The following is a 15,636-nucleotide window of genomic DNA, read 5'->3' as shown; positions in this document are numbered from 1 at the left end:
ATCTAAGCAATGCGTTGAGGTTTTGTCTGTCGAGCGATTTTTGGTTAACTCAGATAGTGGAGTAAAGATGCGCTTTTGGCTGAAAACACGTGTTGCGCTTCAAAATACAGTTTAAGCGAAAAAAGAAATAAGATCAGAGTTGAAATAATTATGGCCTATGAGAACAAGCTGCTAAAGCTGCTTGTTCTGTCTTTTTTCTTATCTATATTAATCAATAGACTAGGCTTGTTGAGCTTGCAGAAAAGCCATTGCTTTATAACCCGGCATGGGTTTTGATACTAAATAACCTTGCCCTAACTGACAGCCTTTTCGCTTTAGTCTTGCCCATTGCTTTGGTGTTTCGATACCCTCAGCAACGACTTGCAATTGCAGTGACTTAGCCAGTGATAAAATAGCATCAATAAGCGGGCTATCTTTTGTACAAAGCTGCTCCACGAAGCTTTTATCTATTTTAAGTACATGGATCGGTAACTGGTGCAGATAACCCAATGCAGAATATCCAGTGCCAAAGTCATCTAAATAAAGCTGGACTCCCAATGGAGTGATCCCATTAATTATTTTTGTCGCCAGACTAAGGTTTTCAATTAATCCGGATTCAGTGATCTCTAAACACAGGCTGCCTTTTTTTAAATCAAACTGAGCATACAACTGTTCGATCAGCGTAATAAATTCTAAGCTAGCAAAATGTCGAGAGGAGACATTGACGGTAACTTTTACCTCCGGCATGCCTTGTTCTCTCCATGATGCTAGCTGCTTCGCTGCAAGGGTCAAAATATGTCGATCTAGCTCTATAATTTGGCCTGTACTTTCAGCGATCGGGATAAATTTATCCGGTGCCACTAATCCATTTTTTGGGTGGTGCCATCGTACAAGAGATTCAAAGCTTACGACACGAGGTTGATTAAGTGTAAAAATAGGCTGGAAAAAAAGCTCAAATTCATTGTTGGAGATCCCGTGCTGTAAATCATTTTCTATATCAGCTTGATGTTTTAATTTACTGCGCATGGCATTGTTAAAGTAGCGGATCTGGCTGCGACCGGCAGATTTTGCTTCATACATGGCTGCATCAGCTTGCTGTAGCAATGTAATGGCATTGTCTGAGTCATGTTCGGTAAACGCGACGCCTATACTGCTAGATGCCTGCAAAACATGAGTATCTATGACAAATGGGTTGGCTATCGCTTGTGTCAGACGCCGTAAAGCTTTAGTTACCTGATCTTCATCCTGGATATTTTCCATGAAGATGGCAAATTCATCTCCTCCTAATCTCGCAAAGGTATCTGTCTTACGAATGCATGTTTGCAAAGCGTTAACAATGGCAATCAAAAAGCGGTCGCCAACATCATGACCTAGTGAGTCATTGATACTTTTAAATCTATCTAAGTCTAGATATATAAGGCAGTGAATATTGGATTGAGATTGTCGTCCAAGTGACAAGATGGCATGTTTCATCCTCTCTATTAACAGGTAACGGTTGGCAAGCCCTGTTAGTTCATCATGTAATGCTCTGTGCTCCAGGGCTTGTTTCGCTAGGCGGCGATCAATCGCCATGCTGATCTGCCGACTTATATAAGTCAAAATAGTGTAATGGTGGCGGTTAAAAGTCTCTTGCTGTTTATAGCTTTGCAAAACGATCACACCTTGATATTGATCGTTAACCACAAAGGGCACCCCAAGCCAAGCCTCAGGGGAGCGGCCTATCATTTCAAAATGGCCCTGTTGAATGTGATCTTGAAACTGTTGGTGGTCGCAAAGCAATGCTGATTGTGTTCTTATCACGTAATAAGAAGCCGTGTGTTTAAGCTGAGATTTTGACACTTTTTGTTGGGCTAGGCATTTATTACCATCTTCAATTAAGTATTCAATCTCAAGCATATCTTGTTTTGTATCATAAATTCCTATAAAACAATTGCTTGCAGGAAGAACTGTGTTTATGATTTTGTATAACTCATCATAAAATGTATCTAGCTCTTGAGAGTGGTAAGTAATATTGGCAATTTTTAAAATACATTTTTCAATGAGCTGTGCTTCATTAAGTTGAGACACAGTTGCAGTTAAATGATCAACAGTTCGCACTTGATGTATTTTGGCGCTTAATAAATGGGCTACGGTAGATAAAATTTGTAAATGGCTGGAAGTAAAATAGTCTTGCTCAGGATGTTCACAGTCTATTACACCTATTAAGTGCTCTTTGTAAACTAAAGGGACACATAACTCAGATAAAGCTGGGCGTGAGTCCGCAATATACAAGGGCTCAATAGAGAGATCACCAGATATGAAAGGCTTTTTAGTTCGGGCGACGTGTCCCGTAATGCCAGCTTCAATAGGCATGGTCTTTTGTGCCACTTCATAGCGTTCACTGTGCTGGGCAATACCCATACTGGCTACGGCCTCTAAGTAGGTATTGTCTGTATCTGCGAGATAAATCACACAGTCGACAAAGCCTAGGCGTTTAACTACCTGTGACGTGACATATTCAAAGAGTTCTTCTAAATGCGTAATTTGTAATAAAGAGGATGAAAACTGATTGATAATGCTCAACTGTTCTGTTTTTGATTCTAGTTTTTTTTCTGACAGCATAGGCAATACTCGTTTGGACATAAGTCGTAAGTTATCTACATAACAATGTAATCTCAAATTATGTTGTAAAAAAGTAGATGTGGCACTGTAAAAAAAAAAGCACAATTTGTCTATTATTTGGGGACTTTTACGTTTGCATTAAAAATACATACATCTAAATGGTGTGTTGCTATTCAGGCGGTTGTTGCTGGTAAGTGTTAATAGAGAACGAGGTTTATTTCTGCACGAACAAAATGCGTGAATTGCTTTACTAAAGGCATGACAGCGCCTATGATCGGGCAAATTCAGCAGTGGAAATTAGCAATGACAAGTAATCAGACCCTTACCATTACTCGCCCAGACGATTGGCACGTACATTTAAGAGACGGTGAAGTACTTAAAGATACCGTTCGCGATATCAGCCGATATATGAGGCGTGCGATTATCATGCCTAATCTTGTACCTCCTGCGACTTGTACAGACGCTGCGCTCGCATACAGAGATCGTATTATGGCTGCAGGTCCTAAAGCAGGTTTTGAGCCTTTAATGGTTTTGTATTTGACTGACAAAACAACGCCTGATGAGATTCGAAAAGCAAAGGCAAGCGGCCACATTTTTGCTGCAAAACTTTACCCTGCGGGCGCAACAACTAACTCTGATTCAGGTGTAACGGATATTGAAAATGTTTTTCCTGCACTTGAAGCAATGCAAGAAGTGGGCATGTTGCTTTTGATCCATGGGGAAGTTACAGACTCAGCCATTGATATTTTTGATAGGGAAAAAGTATTTATTGAAACCAAATTGGCAAAAATTGTTGATGCGTTTCCGAGTTTAAAAATTGTACTTGAACATATTACGACTAAAGATGCTGTTGAGTTTGTGCAATCTGCACCAGACAATGTAGCGGCGACGATTACTGCACATCACCTTTTATATAATCGTAATCACATGCTTGCTGGTGGAATAAGACCACATTATTACTGTCTACCAATTTTGAAGAGAAATATTCATCAGCAGGCATTAATTGATGCTGCAACAAGTGGTAGCAAAAAGTTTTTCTTAGGCACAGATTCTGCACCTCATGCTAAAGATAAAAAAGAAGCTGCGTGTGGGTGTGCTGGTGCATATACTGCGCATGCTGCGATTGAATTATATGCTGAAGCATTTGAAGAAGCAGGTGCTTTGGATAAGTTAGAAGGTTTTGCCAGTTTATTTGGGCCTGACTTTTATGGGTTAGAACGCAACCAAGATACCATTACTTTGGAGAAAAGCCCTTGGCAGGTGCCAGAGTCATATCCTCTGGGTGATACTAATGTTGTGCCAATTAAAGCCGGTGGAACGATAGATTGGCAAGTCGTAGAATAACGAATAGTTAATCACTTAATAGACTTTTAGAGGCTGCAATTGCAGCCTTTTTTATTGTGAATGTTAAGTCGCTCTTCATATTAGAGTTCGAAAGCGCAGAGTGAAGTGATTTAAGTGTGTAAATAAAATACATGGGTGGATTTATTGCTTTCGAATACTTCTCAACGTGGTATTCATTTCGGTCGATAAAAGGCGGATATAAGGTTGCGATCTGTTACTCGTATTTGAACATTTGGTGCTGTGTTTATAAGTCGGTTGCTTAGGGAGAGATAGCACCTAAAATGAGACTATGTCCAATCACATCAGTTCATTTTTTATATCAAATGACTGCGTATTTGATATTTTTGACTTGAAAAAGTATTAAAAAGTGGTCTGATAACTTACGAAGCTTAAGACTTACCTGGTTAAGAGAGTTGAAATTTTTATTAGGGAAACATCTGTTTTTACCTTGGTTGGTTTAAATTAATTCTTTTTAAACATGTACTTATTTCTTGTCGGTGTTCATCTAAATGAAAAAAATTAATGCTGATATTGCATGAAGTTAAAATGTACCTTTTTTTAATAAAACATAATCTTATTAAATAACTGCTATTAATTTGAAATTATATAAATATAATATACTCTCAGTATTAGAGCTTTTTAATACTTCAATGAAAATTGTAATCAACACTTTATGAGAGAAATCTAATGCGTGAAATAAAATCTTTTATTAAAAATGCTAGCTTCAGTGATCTGACTAAAGCATATGAACTTCTTCAAGAAGCAATTGCTCAACAACAAGAGCAAGCGCAAGCGAAAGAGGAAGTACTAGCTTTACTAAAAGAAAAGGGATTAACGCTAGATGACTTAGTTGGTTCTGGTGCTATGGACAAGCGCAGCAAAGTCAGTCCGAAATATCGAATCGAAATCGATGGTAAAGTACATGAGTGGACCGGACGCGGTAAAACACCTAAAGCGTTCGCAAACGTAAATTTAGATGATTATAAGATATAATTATAAAATATTTTCAATCAATTTCTAAATTGAAAAGGACTATTCCTTTAAGTCGGTGAGGTAGTAAATAAGCCTCACCTGCTTTCAATCTCAAAACGCTACATTTGTTATCAATCTCGTCTTTTCTTTACTCGGTTAAAGCTTTTTTTATCTTTATTTTAATTTTTTATTTTAATTTTTTACTTATAAGTAATTACCTATAATAATTACAAATATATTTTATGTACCCATTATGGGTTAATATAAAGCTAAACTTTTAGTGAGTATATATCATTGTTTTGTTATGTAATGGCTGCCTTAATGTAATTGGTGATATACTTTTAGCTATGATGACAGGTGACTAGAGGTGCGTTATTTACACGCTTAGGCCCTACCAAAAAGAAGCAGTAGAAAATACCATTATTCACTTTAGGAAAAGCAGCAAACCTGCTGTGATTGTGTTGCCTACGGGAGCTGGTAAAAGTCTTGTTATTGCAGAGCTTGCCAGAGTTGCAAAACGCAAGATTTTAGTGCTAACCCATGTTAAAGAGCTAGTTGAGCAAAATGCGCAAAAATATGAGAGTTATGGTTTAAAGGCGAGCATATTTTCTGCAGGTCTTAATAAAAAAGAACTTGAACAGCAGGTCACTTTTGCATCAGTCCAGTCTTTAGCTCGAAACTTAGAGCAACTAAATACATTTTATTCATTGGTAATCATTGATGAATGTCATCGTGTGAGTGGCCAAGAAGATAGCCAATACATGCAAGTAATTAAACGTTTAAAAGCGTTTAATGAAAACCTTAAATTATTAGGCTTAACAGCGACCCCTTATCGACTTGGTTTAGGTTGGATCTACCACGAACACTATCATGGCTTTGTTCGTGGAAATAAAGAGAGTCCGTTTGATAAGTGTATATATGAATTACCATTGCGTTATATGATCAGCAATGAGTATCTGACCCCACCTAAAAAAGTTGACCCAGCCGTAGAAAACTATGATTTCTCAGCTCTGAAACCTGATAGTTTTGGGCGTTTTAGTGAGAGCGATATGAATAGTTTACTGAGCTCTCATACTCGCGCGACAAAAAGTATTATTGACCATGTAATAAGTGAATCCCATTCCCGTAAAGGCGTGATGATATTTGCCGCAACGGTATTACATGCAAAGGAAATTGTCCGTTACTTACCCAGTAAAGAAACTGAGCTTGTTATAGGTGATACTGATAATAAACAACGTGATGACATCATTACTAAATTTAAAAATAAAGAAATTAAGTTTTTGGTTAATGTGTCAGTACTGACAACTGGATTTGATGCGCCTCATGTCGATTTTATTGCCATATTGAGGCCTACAGAGTCAGTGAGTTTGTATCAGCAAATTGTTGGCAGAGGCTTGCGTTTGGACACGGGGAAAAAAGACTGCTTAGTGATCGATTATGCGGGCAATGATTTTGACCTCTTTCATCCAGAAGTTGGCACGGTGAAACCTAACTCTGATAGTGAGCCAGTTCAAGTGTTGTGTCCTGGTTGCGGCTTTGCCAATACGTTTTGGGGTAAACTAGATGAGCAAGGCAAAGTGGTCGAACACTTCGGTAGAAGATGCCAAGGGATCTTAGAAAATGAAGCCGAAGGTGAGTCACTGCAGTGCGACTATCGATTCAGATTCAAAGAATGTGATCACTGTGGTGCTGAGAATGATATTGCAGCTAGGCAGTGCAATAGCTGTGGTGAAGTCATGGCTGATCCGGATGATAAATTACGTGATGCATTGAATCTAAAGAATGCCTTAGTATTGCGTTGCAGTGGTATGACAGCTGAAGTCATTAAATCGACTGTGCTAAAAGTATCCTACTTTGATGAGGATGGTGCTGAGGCAAGCGAAGTTTATGATTTTTCGAACAAAGGCAGTAAATTTTATTTCCACAAAAACTTTGCAAAGCGGCTTAAATCTGGTGAGCAAGTTAATAACTGGAAAAGTGCACATGACGTGGATATTACTTTACTGACTGCACCTGATTTTGTAATTGCCAAACAGCATAAGAAATACGGCTGGCAAATAGTTGAAAAAATCTTTGATTACAAAGGTGGGTTCAGGGTTGCAGATAAAAGTTAAAAGGGCATAGATAAGTCGCAGTATAGTGTTACTGCGACTTATTGTAGCGTTTATTCTTCGCCGGCCATTAAGCCCCAACCATCGCCATATCCTTCGTGACTGTTTGCAATAGACTCTAGATACTGTTCCGTTTGGCTTAATAACTCGTGTGCTGGCACCATAGTGACTGTGGTTAATACTTCCCAAACACCAGTGTCAGGACATTTCCCCAATTGTGTTTTTGGTGCGAGCTCATCTTTGCCAATCGTCTCAATAAAGCGTTCCGCATTCTGCTTTTGCTCAAATAAGATGTAAAAATCAATATTTTGCATTTGCGACAGATCCACGCCTGCTGCGGCTATTTCAGATAACAGCTCACCATTGTCATCGTTAGGAAATTGCATATCATCACTCAATTAGTAAAATTATGTGTATTGTCCGTTATCCTAGGTGAAATAAAAAGCGTCAATGGCAAATTTTTGTCGAGAATCTAGGGTGGCTTGTGGTAGTTTTAATCAACATGTGGTGTCGAGTGTGACCACAAAATATTGATTGATGAGTTAAAAGGGTTTGTGTGCCACGTCTTATTGTTTTTTTAATCGCTTTATTTGTCTATATCCTACCACCTGTTGCGGCTGCAAAAATGCTTATCAAGACCATTGAGGTGCATTCTGAGCGTGATTTAGCAGATGAGAATGTTGCACTTTATTTAGATAAATATCACGATACCGAGTTTTCACACCGACAAGAAAAGGCCATTCGAGCAGATATCCAATTGGCACTTCAAGCGGTCGGGTATTATGAATTTAACAGTGATATTTCTTTTTCTGATCAAGCCCAAACGTTAAGCGTTGATATTGTGCTCTCTGCAGCGTTTCACTGGCAAGATATAAATGTTCAGATACTCGGTGCAGGCAGTCAAGATCTGGTCTTGTCAAAGTTACTAAACGCCTTGCCTATTAAACGGGGTGAAGATATTCGTCATGACGCTTACAGTGCGACAAAAAGTAAAATTGAGAGCGCCTTATTGGAGCGGGGGTACTTTGATTTCACATGGCAACAGAGTGCCTTGGAGATCAATCGCGCACAAAAACATGGGGCGGTAAAGTTAATCATTGATTCAGGCCCGAGATACCAATTTGGTGAATTACAGCTCCCAGGGTTTTCAAAGGCGGCGTATTTTATTTCTGAACTGGCACCGTTTGAGCAAGGTGATCACTATGATGCAAAACAATTGAGTGAGTTGAGTATTTCGTTAAATGAGACCCCTTACTTTGCAAATGTGACTGTTTACCCTTTATTAAAAGAACGTAACGCAGGGCAAGTTCCAATTAGAGTCGATGTGACAGACAAGCCAGCGAATAGTTTTGAAGTAGGCGGTGGGTATAGTACGGAGCTTGGGGCGAAGTTTCGCTTTAAGTGGAAAAGGCCTTGGGTTAATCAAATGGGCCATTCGTTTGAAACGGATCTGAATGTATCAGAGCGAAAGCAAGATGTGACCAGCGCTTATACAATCCCTGCAGGGGACCCAAATGATGATTTGTGGCGCGTGCTCGGTGGCTATCAATTACAAGATGACTTAACAGAAGGCGTAAAGGTGACTGCGTGGAATGTGCAGCTCCAACGTCAATGGGTGTTAGATAGCGGCTGGGTGAGAACTGCATTTTTGAAACGAGAGCATGAGAAAAGTGAGCAAACAGGCCTTATCTTGGATACTGAAATGCTCCTTCCTGGGGTGAGTTATGCGAGAAAAATGAGTAAGGGCGGCATGACACCTTACTGGGGCAATGAGCAGTTAATCACCATTGAGGCTGCGCATGAAGATGTGATCTCATCTACGTCATTGACTAAAATCCATTGGAAACAGGCTTGGCTGAGAACATACAAAGCGCGTCACTTGTTGCTTCTTAGAGCCGAATTAGGTGCTGTGGTTGCAAAAGATTTTGATAAAACACCACTGAATCTGCGCTTTTTCGCGGGGGGCGATCAGAGTATACGTGGCTTTGCGTTTCAATCTATCTCGCCCAAGGGGGAGCAAGGTGAGCTTTTGGGAGCCAAGTATCTAGTGACTGCAAGCACAGAATATAATTATGAATTTTTGCCAAATTGGCGAGCTGCCATTTTTATTGATGGCGGAAAGGCAACCAATGATTTTGAGGAGAAATGGTCTGTGGGAGCTGGGTTTGGTTTTCGTTATATCACACCATTTGGTCCGATCCGTGTTGACCATGCATGGGGACTGAGCAAGCCAAGTCGTAGCACTCGACTCAGTGTTGTTATAGGGCCAGAAATATAATGCCGTACGCTAAAATCTTTGTTCTGTTGAAACGTCGATGGGTCGTCGTTTTACTCAGTTTGTTTGTCATGATTCTTTTGTTAGTAAAAACCCATGTCGGTAACCGAGTCATGGTGTCATTTGCAAGCAGTTGGGTGTCTGAATTAAATGTATCGCTCAAATCAGGCCGCTTACTCTCTGGTGGTATTGTTGATTTCACATATAAAACCTCAGATGTCTCAGTGTCAGCAAGAGATTTTCGTTTATCGCTTGATTGGTTTGATTGTGCCACCTTGTGTCTCAAAATAGCCGGTTCTGATATTAAGGTGATAGCGGCTGATTCAACCTCTACAAGTAAAGTGCAAAACTCAAAAGACCCAATATCCGAGCCCAAAGCCATTAAAGAGTACATCGCCTTACCCGTCTCAATCGGTATACAGTCGTTTAATTTGGAGCGTGTCGAGCTAAAGCTTGCGGGTATGTCTATGAGGGTGAACGGCCTTGAATTAGAGGCGTATGCTCAGGGCGAGCGGTTAAACGTCTCTTATTTGACGGTCGAACAAGTTAGCATAATCAATACAGAGGCGGCGAAAGCTGAACCGTTTAGCGTACCTGCACACATAGCGCCGATCGCCATACCCTCGATATTTGTGCCATTGCACATCGAGGTTGATAAGGCTCAGCTGTCAAGGCTTACCATCCAATCACCGGAACAAGTACCTGTTGAAGTACAGGATATCAACCTCACATTGACACTTTCCCATCAGCAGGCTCGCATTGAACAATTTCGCTTTACGCATAAGCAAATGTTTTCCTATGCGGATTTAAGCTTTGATTTAATATCGCACGTTATCGATGGTGCTATAGGGGTCAGTACTAAAGAGGGCGCCGCAGTTGTTGCACTCAAAGGCAGCGCGAATGATTTGGTGCTACATGGCGAAGTGTCTGGGTTGTTCAATGCTGAATTAAATATACAGGCGTCCCCGACAACAACGAATTGGCCTTTTCAATTAAATGCAGAGGTATCAGATGTAGCGCTGCCAGAAATTGGTGAGCTCTCCGAGCTAAAAGTACTCAGTCGTGGAGACTTGAATAATTACCGTGCTGAAATAGCAGGTTCGCTTAATGGACATAGATTAGCGCAATTATCTGATGATGTGCGGTTTGATATAGCAATCTTAGGTAGTTTGTCACAGCTAACAATCGATAAAAGTCGTATCTCTGTTGCAGATGCGTTCTCTGAATTATCAAGTCAAATATCGTGGCAAAACGGTATAGTGGCCAGTGCACAAGGTAGGTTATTTGAGCTGCCTCTGCCTGGGCTCGGTATTGAGGAAGCTGCCAAGTTAAGTGGTCATTACGAGTTGCAATTCACGTCTGTTGAAGATAGCTGGCAAATTCATGTGGGCTCACTTGATTTACAGGGAATAGTCGCTGATATGCCGCTAGCTTTCACTTTTAGTGGACAGCTTAATGAGCAATACTCAGGGCAATTAGAAAGGGCTAAAGTGCAATATGGGGAAAGTATACTCAAAGCTTCAGGGAGCATAGGGGAGCAATTAGATTTAGCGATTCTCGCAGATATCAATCACAGTGCAAACCGATTATTACCACTCGATGCCGTTTTGAACAGTGAGATTGCAATAACTGGGAAGCTTAAGGCGCCGGTGGTGGCGGTCAATACAGCAATCACAGAAGTTGTTTCTGACGAATTCTCGTTACAAAAAGGCACAGTCAAGGTGCAGCTAGATGCAACAAACAATTATCAGGGCAGAGCTGAGTTAGATGTTGCTGATTTTAGTTTCTCTCAGTTCAAGCATGCACAAGTGCAGTTTTTAGCTGCCGGAAATCGCGCAGCGCATGGAGGGGCCATTACCGTTAATAGCCCACAACTTTCTCTGTCGGCCAATCTATCCGGGGGAGTTGATGAACAGACTTGGCGAGGAACAATTGACCAGAGTACATTTGAGGTGGATAACTTGTATGGCAAGTTATCCGCGCCCATTATTTTGGCTGCGAGTCCGTCACAGATTAATGTTGCACATCATTGCTGGCAGTTAAACGAAGGAAAAGCATGTGCTAAAGCGGATGTATCACAAACGCAGAGTGTTGCTAATTTTGAGCTTGAGAATATCCCGCTAGCCACATTGGGGCCAAAGGTGAGTGACCAGATAGCGCTTGGAGGGGAGCTCAATGGCTATGGTAAAGTTGCAGTGCGACAAGGTGTGGTTGATAAAGTTGATAGCAAACTATGGATAAACGAAGGGCAAGTGACGTTAAATCCTGAAGGCCAATCAACTCAAGATGAGCCTCTACATAGTCACACCCTAGCAATTGAGGAATTAGAGGTTGTCGTACAAGGAAGCAAGCAAGCGCTAGAAGCACAGTGGCATATTGCATTTAATAAGCTTGGGCTATTTAAAGGTGTGCTGTCTTTTGCGGACATATATAACAGCAAACAGGTCTCTGGGCAGGTTCAAATTGATGGTATACAGCTTGATGAGTTAACGGCGTATGCTCGCGCTTATACATGGCCAGATATGACGTTAAATGGAGATGTTAATGGCACGGTAAACTTTTCTGGTGACTTAAAACAGCCCAACTTATTAGGGAAAATACAGGCCCAGCACGTGCGCATTGAGTCTAGCTATTTACCGATACAATTGACCAATTTAGATCTTGTTGCCGATTTTGATGAGCATCAAGTGAACTTAGCAGGTAAAGTGCAAACACCACAATCAGGTAATGCGCATTTGAATGGGCTGATAGATTGGCAGAGTGATGTGCTGATTGAGGGGAGAATAAAAGGCGAGCAGTTATTTTTACGTCCTATGTCGGGCGTACAGCTTGCGGTTTCTCCAGATTTGACAATGAGATACGATGAAAAGTTGCTAGACTTACAAGGTGTGGTAGAGGTTCCATTTGCCCGAGTACAGCTGGACACATTACCTGAGGACGCAATTTTAGTGACTGATGATCAAGTATTTCTTGATGACATTGCAGTGCAAGATCAAACGCCATATTTAGACTATCAAGCAGATATAGATATAAAGCTACTTGATGATGTGCGAGTTATTGCGCTTGGTTTAGATGCCTACCTGACTGGTGTTTTAGATATTGAGCGTCAGGTAGGGAATGCGCTCTTGATGGGCGGAGAAGTATCTTTGTTAGAGGGCAAATACACTGCATTTGGACAAGACCTAGTGATTGAAACTGGCCAGCTTGGTTTTAATGGTCCACCTGACATGCCATATTTAAATATCCGTGCCATTCGCAACCCTGACACAACCGCTGATAATGTCATTGCAGGTGTTTCTGCGACAGGAAGCATAGCATCTCCTCAGTTAACTATTTTTGCAGAACCTGCAATGGATCAGGCCAGAGCACTAGAGTACTTGTTAAATGGCGCGCCATTTAGTGAGGGAGATAGCGGTAACAATACGCTTTTAGCGCAGCTGTTACTTGCAAAAGGGATTGATAAAAGTAAAGGGCTGTTTACAAAAGCTGGAAAAAAGTTAGGATTAAGAGATATAAATTTAGCTGCAAAAGGAAGTGGTGACGATACACAGGTGGAGCTTTCGGGTTACATTACACCGAGTGTGCAAGTCAGTTATCGAGTAGGCGTTTTTGCCTCTTTAAGTGAAATTGCAGTACGTTATCGAGTATTTTCAAAGCTTTACCTAGAGGCGACGAGTGGCCTTTACGATAGCATTGACCTGTTGTACAAGTTTAATTGGGGTGATTAATGCGCTATTTGAGCTATTTGCTCGTTGCATTGTTTTGTTGCGCAACTTATGCAACAGACACGAAGTATGTAAGGGTTACAGCAGGTGCGCACCCTTACGTTTTAGAATTAATTGAACTTGCTTTATCTTATCAAAAAGAGCCTTACAAACTTGAATATGTGAAAAACATTCCGACTCAAAGCCGAGCCATTAGGCTATTGGGGAAGGAAAATGGCATTGATATTTTCTGGTCTGTAACCAGTTTCGAGCGAGAAAATATGGCTCGTGCAATTCGCTTCCCAATTGTGAGGGGGCTACTTGGCTATCGTATTTTACTTATCAATGAGCCGCATCAAGCACGCTTTTCAAAATTGAATCACATTTCTCAATTACAGTCATTTCATTATGGACTGAGGCATGATTGGCCAGATCATGATATTTTTGTTGATAACAAGCTGTCAGTAAATGCGTTTCATACCTTTTCAGCTGCACTTAACATGCTGAGATCAAATCGTTTTGATGCTATTCCCATCAGTGTTTTGGAATTACCAGAGGTTTTAAAGAGCTATAAAACTTATGCTGAAAAAGAGCTGTTATTTTACTATCCGTCAGCAGTATATTTGTTTGTGGATAAAGAAAACAGTCAGCTTCACAGCATACTGCAAAGTGGTTTGAATCAGGCTTTGTTGGATGGCAATTTTGAAAAATTGTTTAGTCATCACTTTGCGCAGTTGATCACGGATCTTTCTCTTGAAAAACGCACGATCATTGAATTGAAAAATCGTCGTTTACCGCCCAGTGCGCCCCTTGATAATTCTCAGTTATGGTATAAAAAATAAAATGATAAAAGCGACTTCTCTCCTTTTTATTTCTGTGGGTATGCTCTCAGGATGTATGCAGCAGGCGGATGAGCCGACTACTGTGGTCCGTGCGCCGTCCGAAATTATTAATACAGCGCCAAGTACTGCATGGCAAACGGTTAACAATGACAATGTGATCCGTATCGAACTTGAAACCGGTTATGTATACGTGGAGCTCAATACGCAGTTAGCACCGAGTCATTCAAAAAATATCAAAGCGCTAGCACGAGAAGGGTTTTATGATGGTCTCAGTGTATATCGCTTTGTTGAGGGGTTTGTTGCACAGGGAGGAGACTCTACTGATAGCAAAATACCGACTAATGGTCAGAAGCGCTTAAACGCTGAGTTGTCGCATAAAACAGATCGTAAGTTGGGAATTATGGCGTTGGATGGCTCTGACGGATATGCGATCCGCACCGGCTTTTTGAACGGCTTTGCTGTAGGTCAAAATCACGGTGGCACAAAAACATGGATGACACACTGTACGGGCACATTTGCCATGGCAAGAGGAAATGACATTAATAGCGGTGGCACCGAGTTTTATATTACGCTTTCACCACAGCGTTATCTAGATAGAAATATTACCGTGTTTGGTCGTGTTTTAGAGGGAATGGAGCATGTGCAGCAGCTTCAGCGTACACCTGAAGAAGGCAAGCCTTATAATCCAATTATCGGAGTTCATGTCCTCAGTGATATTGCACAGCAAGACTCCAGCCTTTTTGAATATTTGAATACCGATTCTTCGTCTTTTGAGGAGCTGGTGGCGGCGAGAACGAACAGACCTGAACCGTGGTTTAAGTTTACGCCAAATTACGTTGATGTGTGTGCGATTTCGGTGCCAACGAGAAGAAAAAGTTAACGATGTACAAAGTGCCGCAAAGCGGCACTTCTATTATTGTCTATTGACGCGTACGTTAAATCCAGTGGTATTTTGCTCACTGGAGCGGTACGGGTTAATATCCAAGCCACCGCGGCGCGTGTAACGTGCATATACTTCTAGTTTGCTCGGTTTTAATGCGCGCTGTATATCGCAGTAGATACGTTCAACGCATTGCTCATGAAATTCATTGTGATCGCGGAAAGAGATAAGGTATTTAAGCAAAGATTTTCTGCAGATCTGCTGACCTTCGTAGCGGATCACAATACTTGCCCAATCTGGTTGAGAAGTGATTAAGCAATTTGACTTAAGCAAGTGACTATAGAGTGTTTCAGATACCTGAGCATTGTCAGTGTGCGTTAATATGCCTTCTTCAGGACTGTATGTATCAATGTCCACATCTAACTCATCAATGCATTCGCCTGGCAGTGGAGTAAAAGGGATACAGTTGTACTCATCTGGGCCAAATAGGGTTACTGTGACATCGCAACTTGCTGCATGAGACAGGTCATCTGTTAGATGTTTGTGCACGTCATCAATGGACTCGAATCGCGTTTGATTAAAGCTATTTAAATACAGTTTAAAAGACTTAGATTCGATGATATGCGAGCTTTGACATGGAAAAACAAAAGTTGCTACTGCAACTTGTGGTTTACCTTTATTGTTGAGCCAAGAAAGCTCGTACCCAGTCCAAGTATCCTCGCCTTTAAATGGCAATGCTTGCTCATCGACCGCAATTTGGTCACGGTTAAGTTTGCGTGCAATCGGGTGCAATAATGATGCATCGTATGCAGATGCATACTCTGTGGTTTTACCAAGCACTGAGGCTTTCAGTTCAGGTGCGTTGTTGTAATCTGTCATGTTTCACCAATAGTGGTTACAATGGCCGGAATTATAGCGAATTAAAACG

Annotated in this window: 10 protein-coding genes; 7 read left to right on the top strand and 3 right to left on the bottom strand. The window is 41.0% G+C overall.

What is annotated here, in order from left to right; translation table 11 throughout:
- Positions 1-219 precede the first annotated feature (219 nt).
- Complete coding sequence (locus tag N477_RS01550; protein WP_063362262.1) at positions 220-2,580, bottom strand: EAL domain-containing protein; 2,361 nt, start codon at positions 2,578-2,580, stop codon at positions 220-222.
- Positions 2,581-2,883: 303 nt separating this feature from the next.
- Here N477_RS01550 and pyrC point away from each other — a divergent pair, with 303 nt between their 5' ends.
- The 3 genes from pyrC (at position 2,884) to N477_RS01535 (ending at position 7,010) form a co-directional block, all read left to right on the top strand.
- Positions 2,884-3,924, top strand: a complete 1,041-nt coding sequence (gene pyrC, locus N477_RS01545; protein WP_063362277.1) for a dihydroorotase — start codon at positions 2,884-2,886, stop codon at positions 3,922-3,924.
- Between the two features lie 687 nt (positions 3,925-4,611).
- The gene (locus tag N477_RS01540; protein ID WP_063362263.1) at positions 4,612-4,917 is read left to right on the top strand and encodes an H-NS histone family protein; all 306 of its coding nucleotides are present in this window, start codon (positions 4,612-4,614) and stop codon (positions 4,915-4,917) included.
- 353 nt (positions 4,918-5,270) lie between these two features.
- On the top strand, positions 5,271-7,010 hold the full coding sequence (locus N477_RS01535) for a DEAD/DEAH box helicase (protein ID WP_063362264.1): 1,740 nt from the start codon (positions 5,271-5,273) through the stop codon (positions 7,008-7,010).
- 50 nt (positions 7,011-7,060) lie between these two features.
- Here N477_RS01535 and N477_RS01530 read toward each other — a convergent pair whose 3' ends face one another.
- Positions 7,061-7,393, bottom strand: coding sequence for a ribonuclease E inhibitor RraB (locus tag N477_RS01530; RefSeq protein ID WP_063362265.1), 333 nt, complete (start codon positions 7,391-7,393; stop codon positions 7,061-7,063).
- Positions 7,394-7,563: 170 nt separating this feature from the next.
- Here N477_RS01530 and N477_RS01525 point away from each other — a divergent pair, with 170 nt between their 5' ends.
- The 4 genes from N477_RS01525 to N477_RS01510 are packed head-to-tail and all read left to right on the top strand — an operon-like array spanning position 7,564 to position 14,708.
- On the top strand, positions 7,564-9,285 hold the full coding sequence (locus tag N477_RS01525; protein WP_063362266.1) for an autotransporter assembly complex protein TamA: 1,722 nt from the start codon (positions 7,564-7,566) through the stop codon (positions 9,283-9,285).
- Positions 9,285-13,010, top strand: coding sequence for a translocation/assembly module TamB domain-containing protein (locus tag N477_RS01520; RefSeq protein WP_063362267.1), 3,726 nt, complete (start codon positions 9,285-9,287; stop codon positions 13,008-13,010). Before N477_RS01525 ends, N477_RS01520 begins: the two co-directional genes overlap by 1 nt.
- Positions 13,010-13,828 (top strand): transporter substrate-binding domain-containing protein, encoded by an 819-nt coding sequence (locus tag N477_RS01515; RefSeq protein ID WP_063362268.1) that lies wholly within the window; start codon positions 13,010-13,012, stop codon positions 13,826-13,828. The genes N477_RS01520 and N477_RS01515 overlap by 1 nt, the downstream gene beginning before the upstream one ends.
- Before the next feature lie 4 nt (positions 13,829-13,832).
- Positions 13,833-14,708, top strand: coding sequence for a peptidylprolyl isomerase (locus tag N477_RS01510; protein WP_419555225.1), 876 nt, complete (start codon positions 13,833-13,835; stop codon positions 14,706-14,708).
- A 33-nt stretch (positions 14,709-14,741) separates the two neighbouring features.
- On the opposite strand, the gene queF is transcribed toward N477_RS01510, so the two are convergent.
- The gene (gene queF, locus N477_RS01505; protein WP_063362270.1) at positions 14,742-15,587 is read right to left on the bottom strand and encodes an NADPH-dependent 7-cyano-7-deazaguanine reductase QueF; all 846 of its coding nucleotides are present in this window, start codon (positions 15,585-15,587) and stop codon (positions 14,742-14,744) included.
- Between the last annotated feature and the right edge of the window lie 49 nt (positions 15,588-15,636).

Origin of the sequence: Pseudoalteromonas luteoviolacea H33-S (assembly GCF_001625695.1) — a bacterium.
GTDB classification, from domain to species: Bacteria; Pseudomonadota; Gammaproteobacteria; order Enterobacterales; family Alteromonadaceae; genus Pseudoalteromonas; species Pseudoalteromonas luteoviolacea_B.
This window is presented reverse-complemented; position numbering and strand designations above follow the sequence as displayed.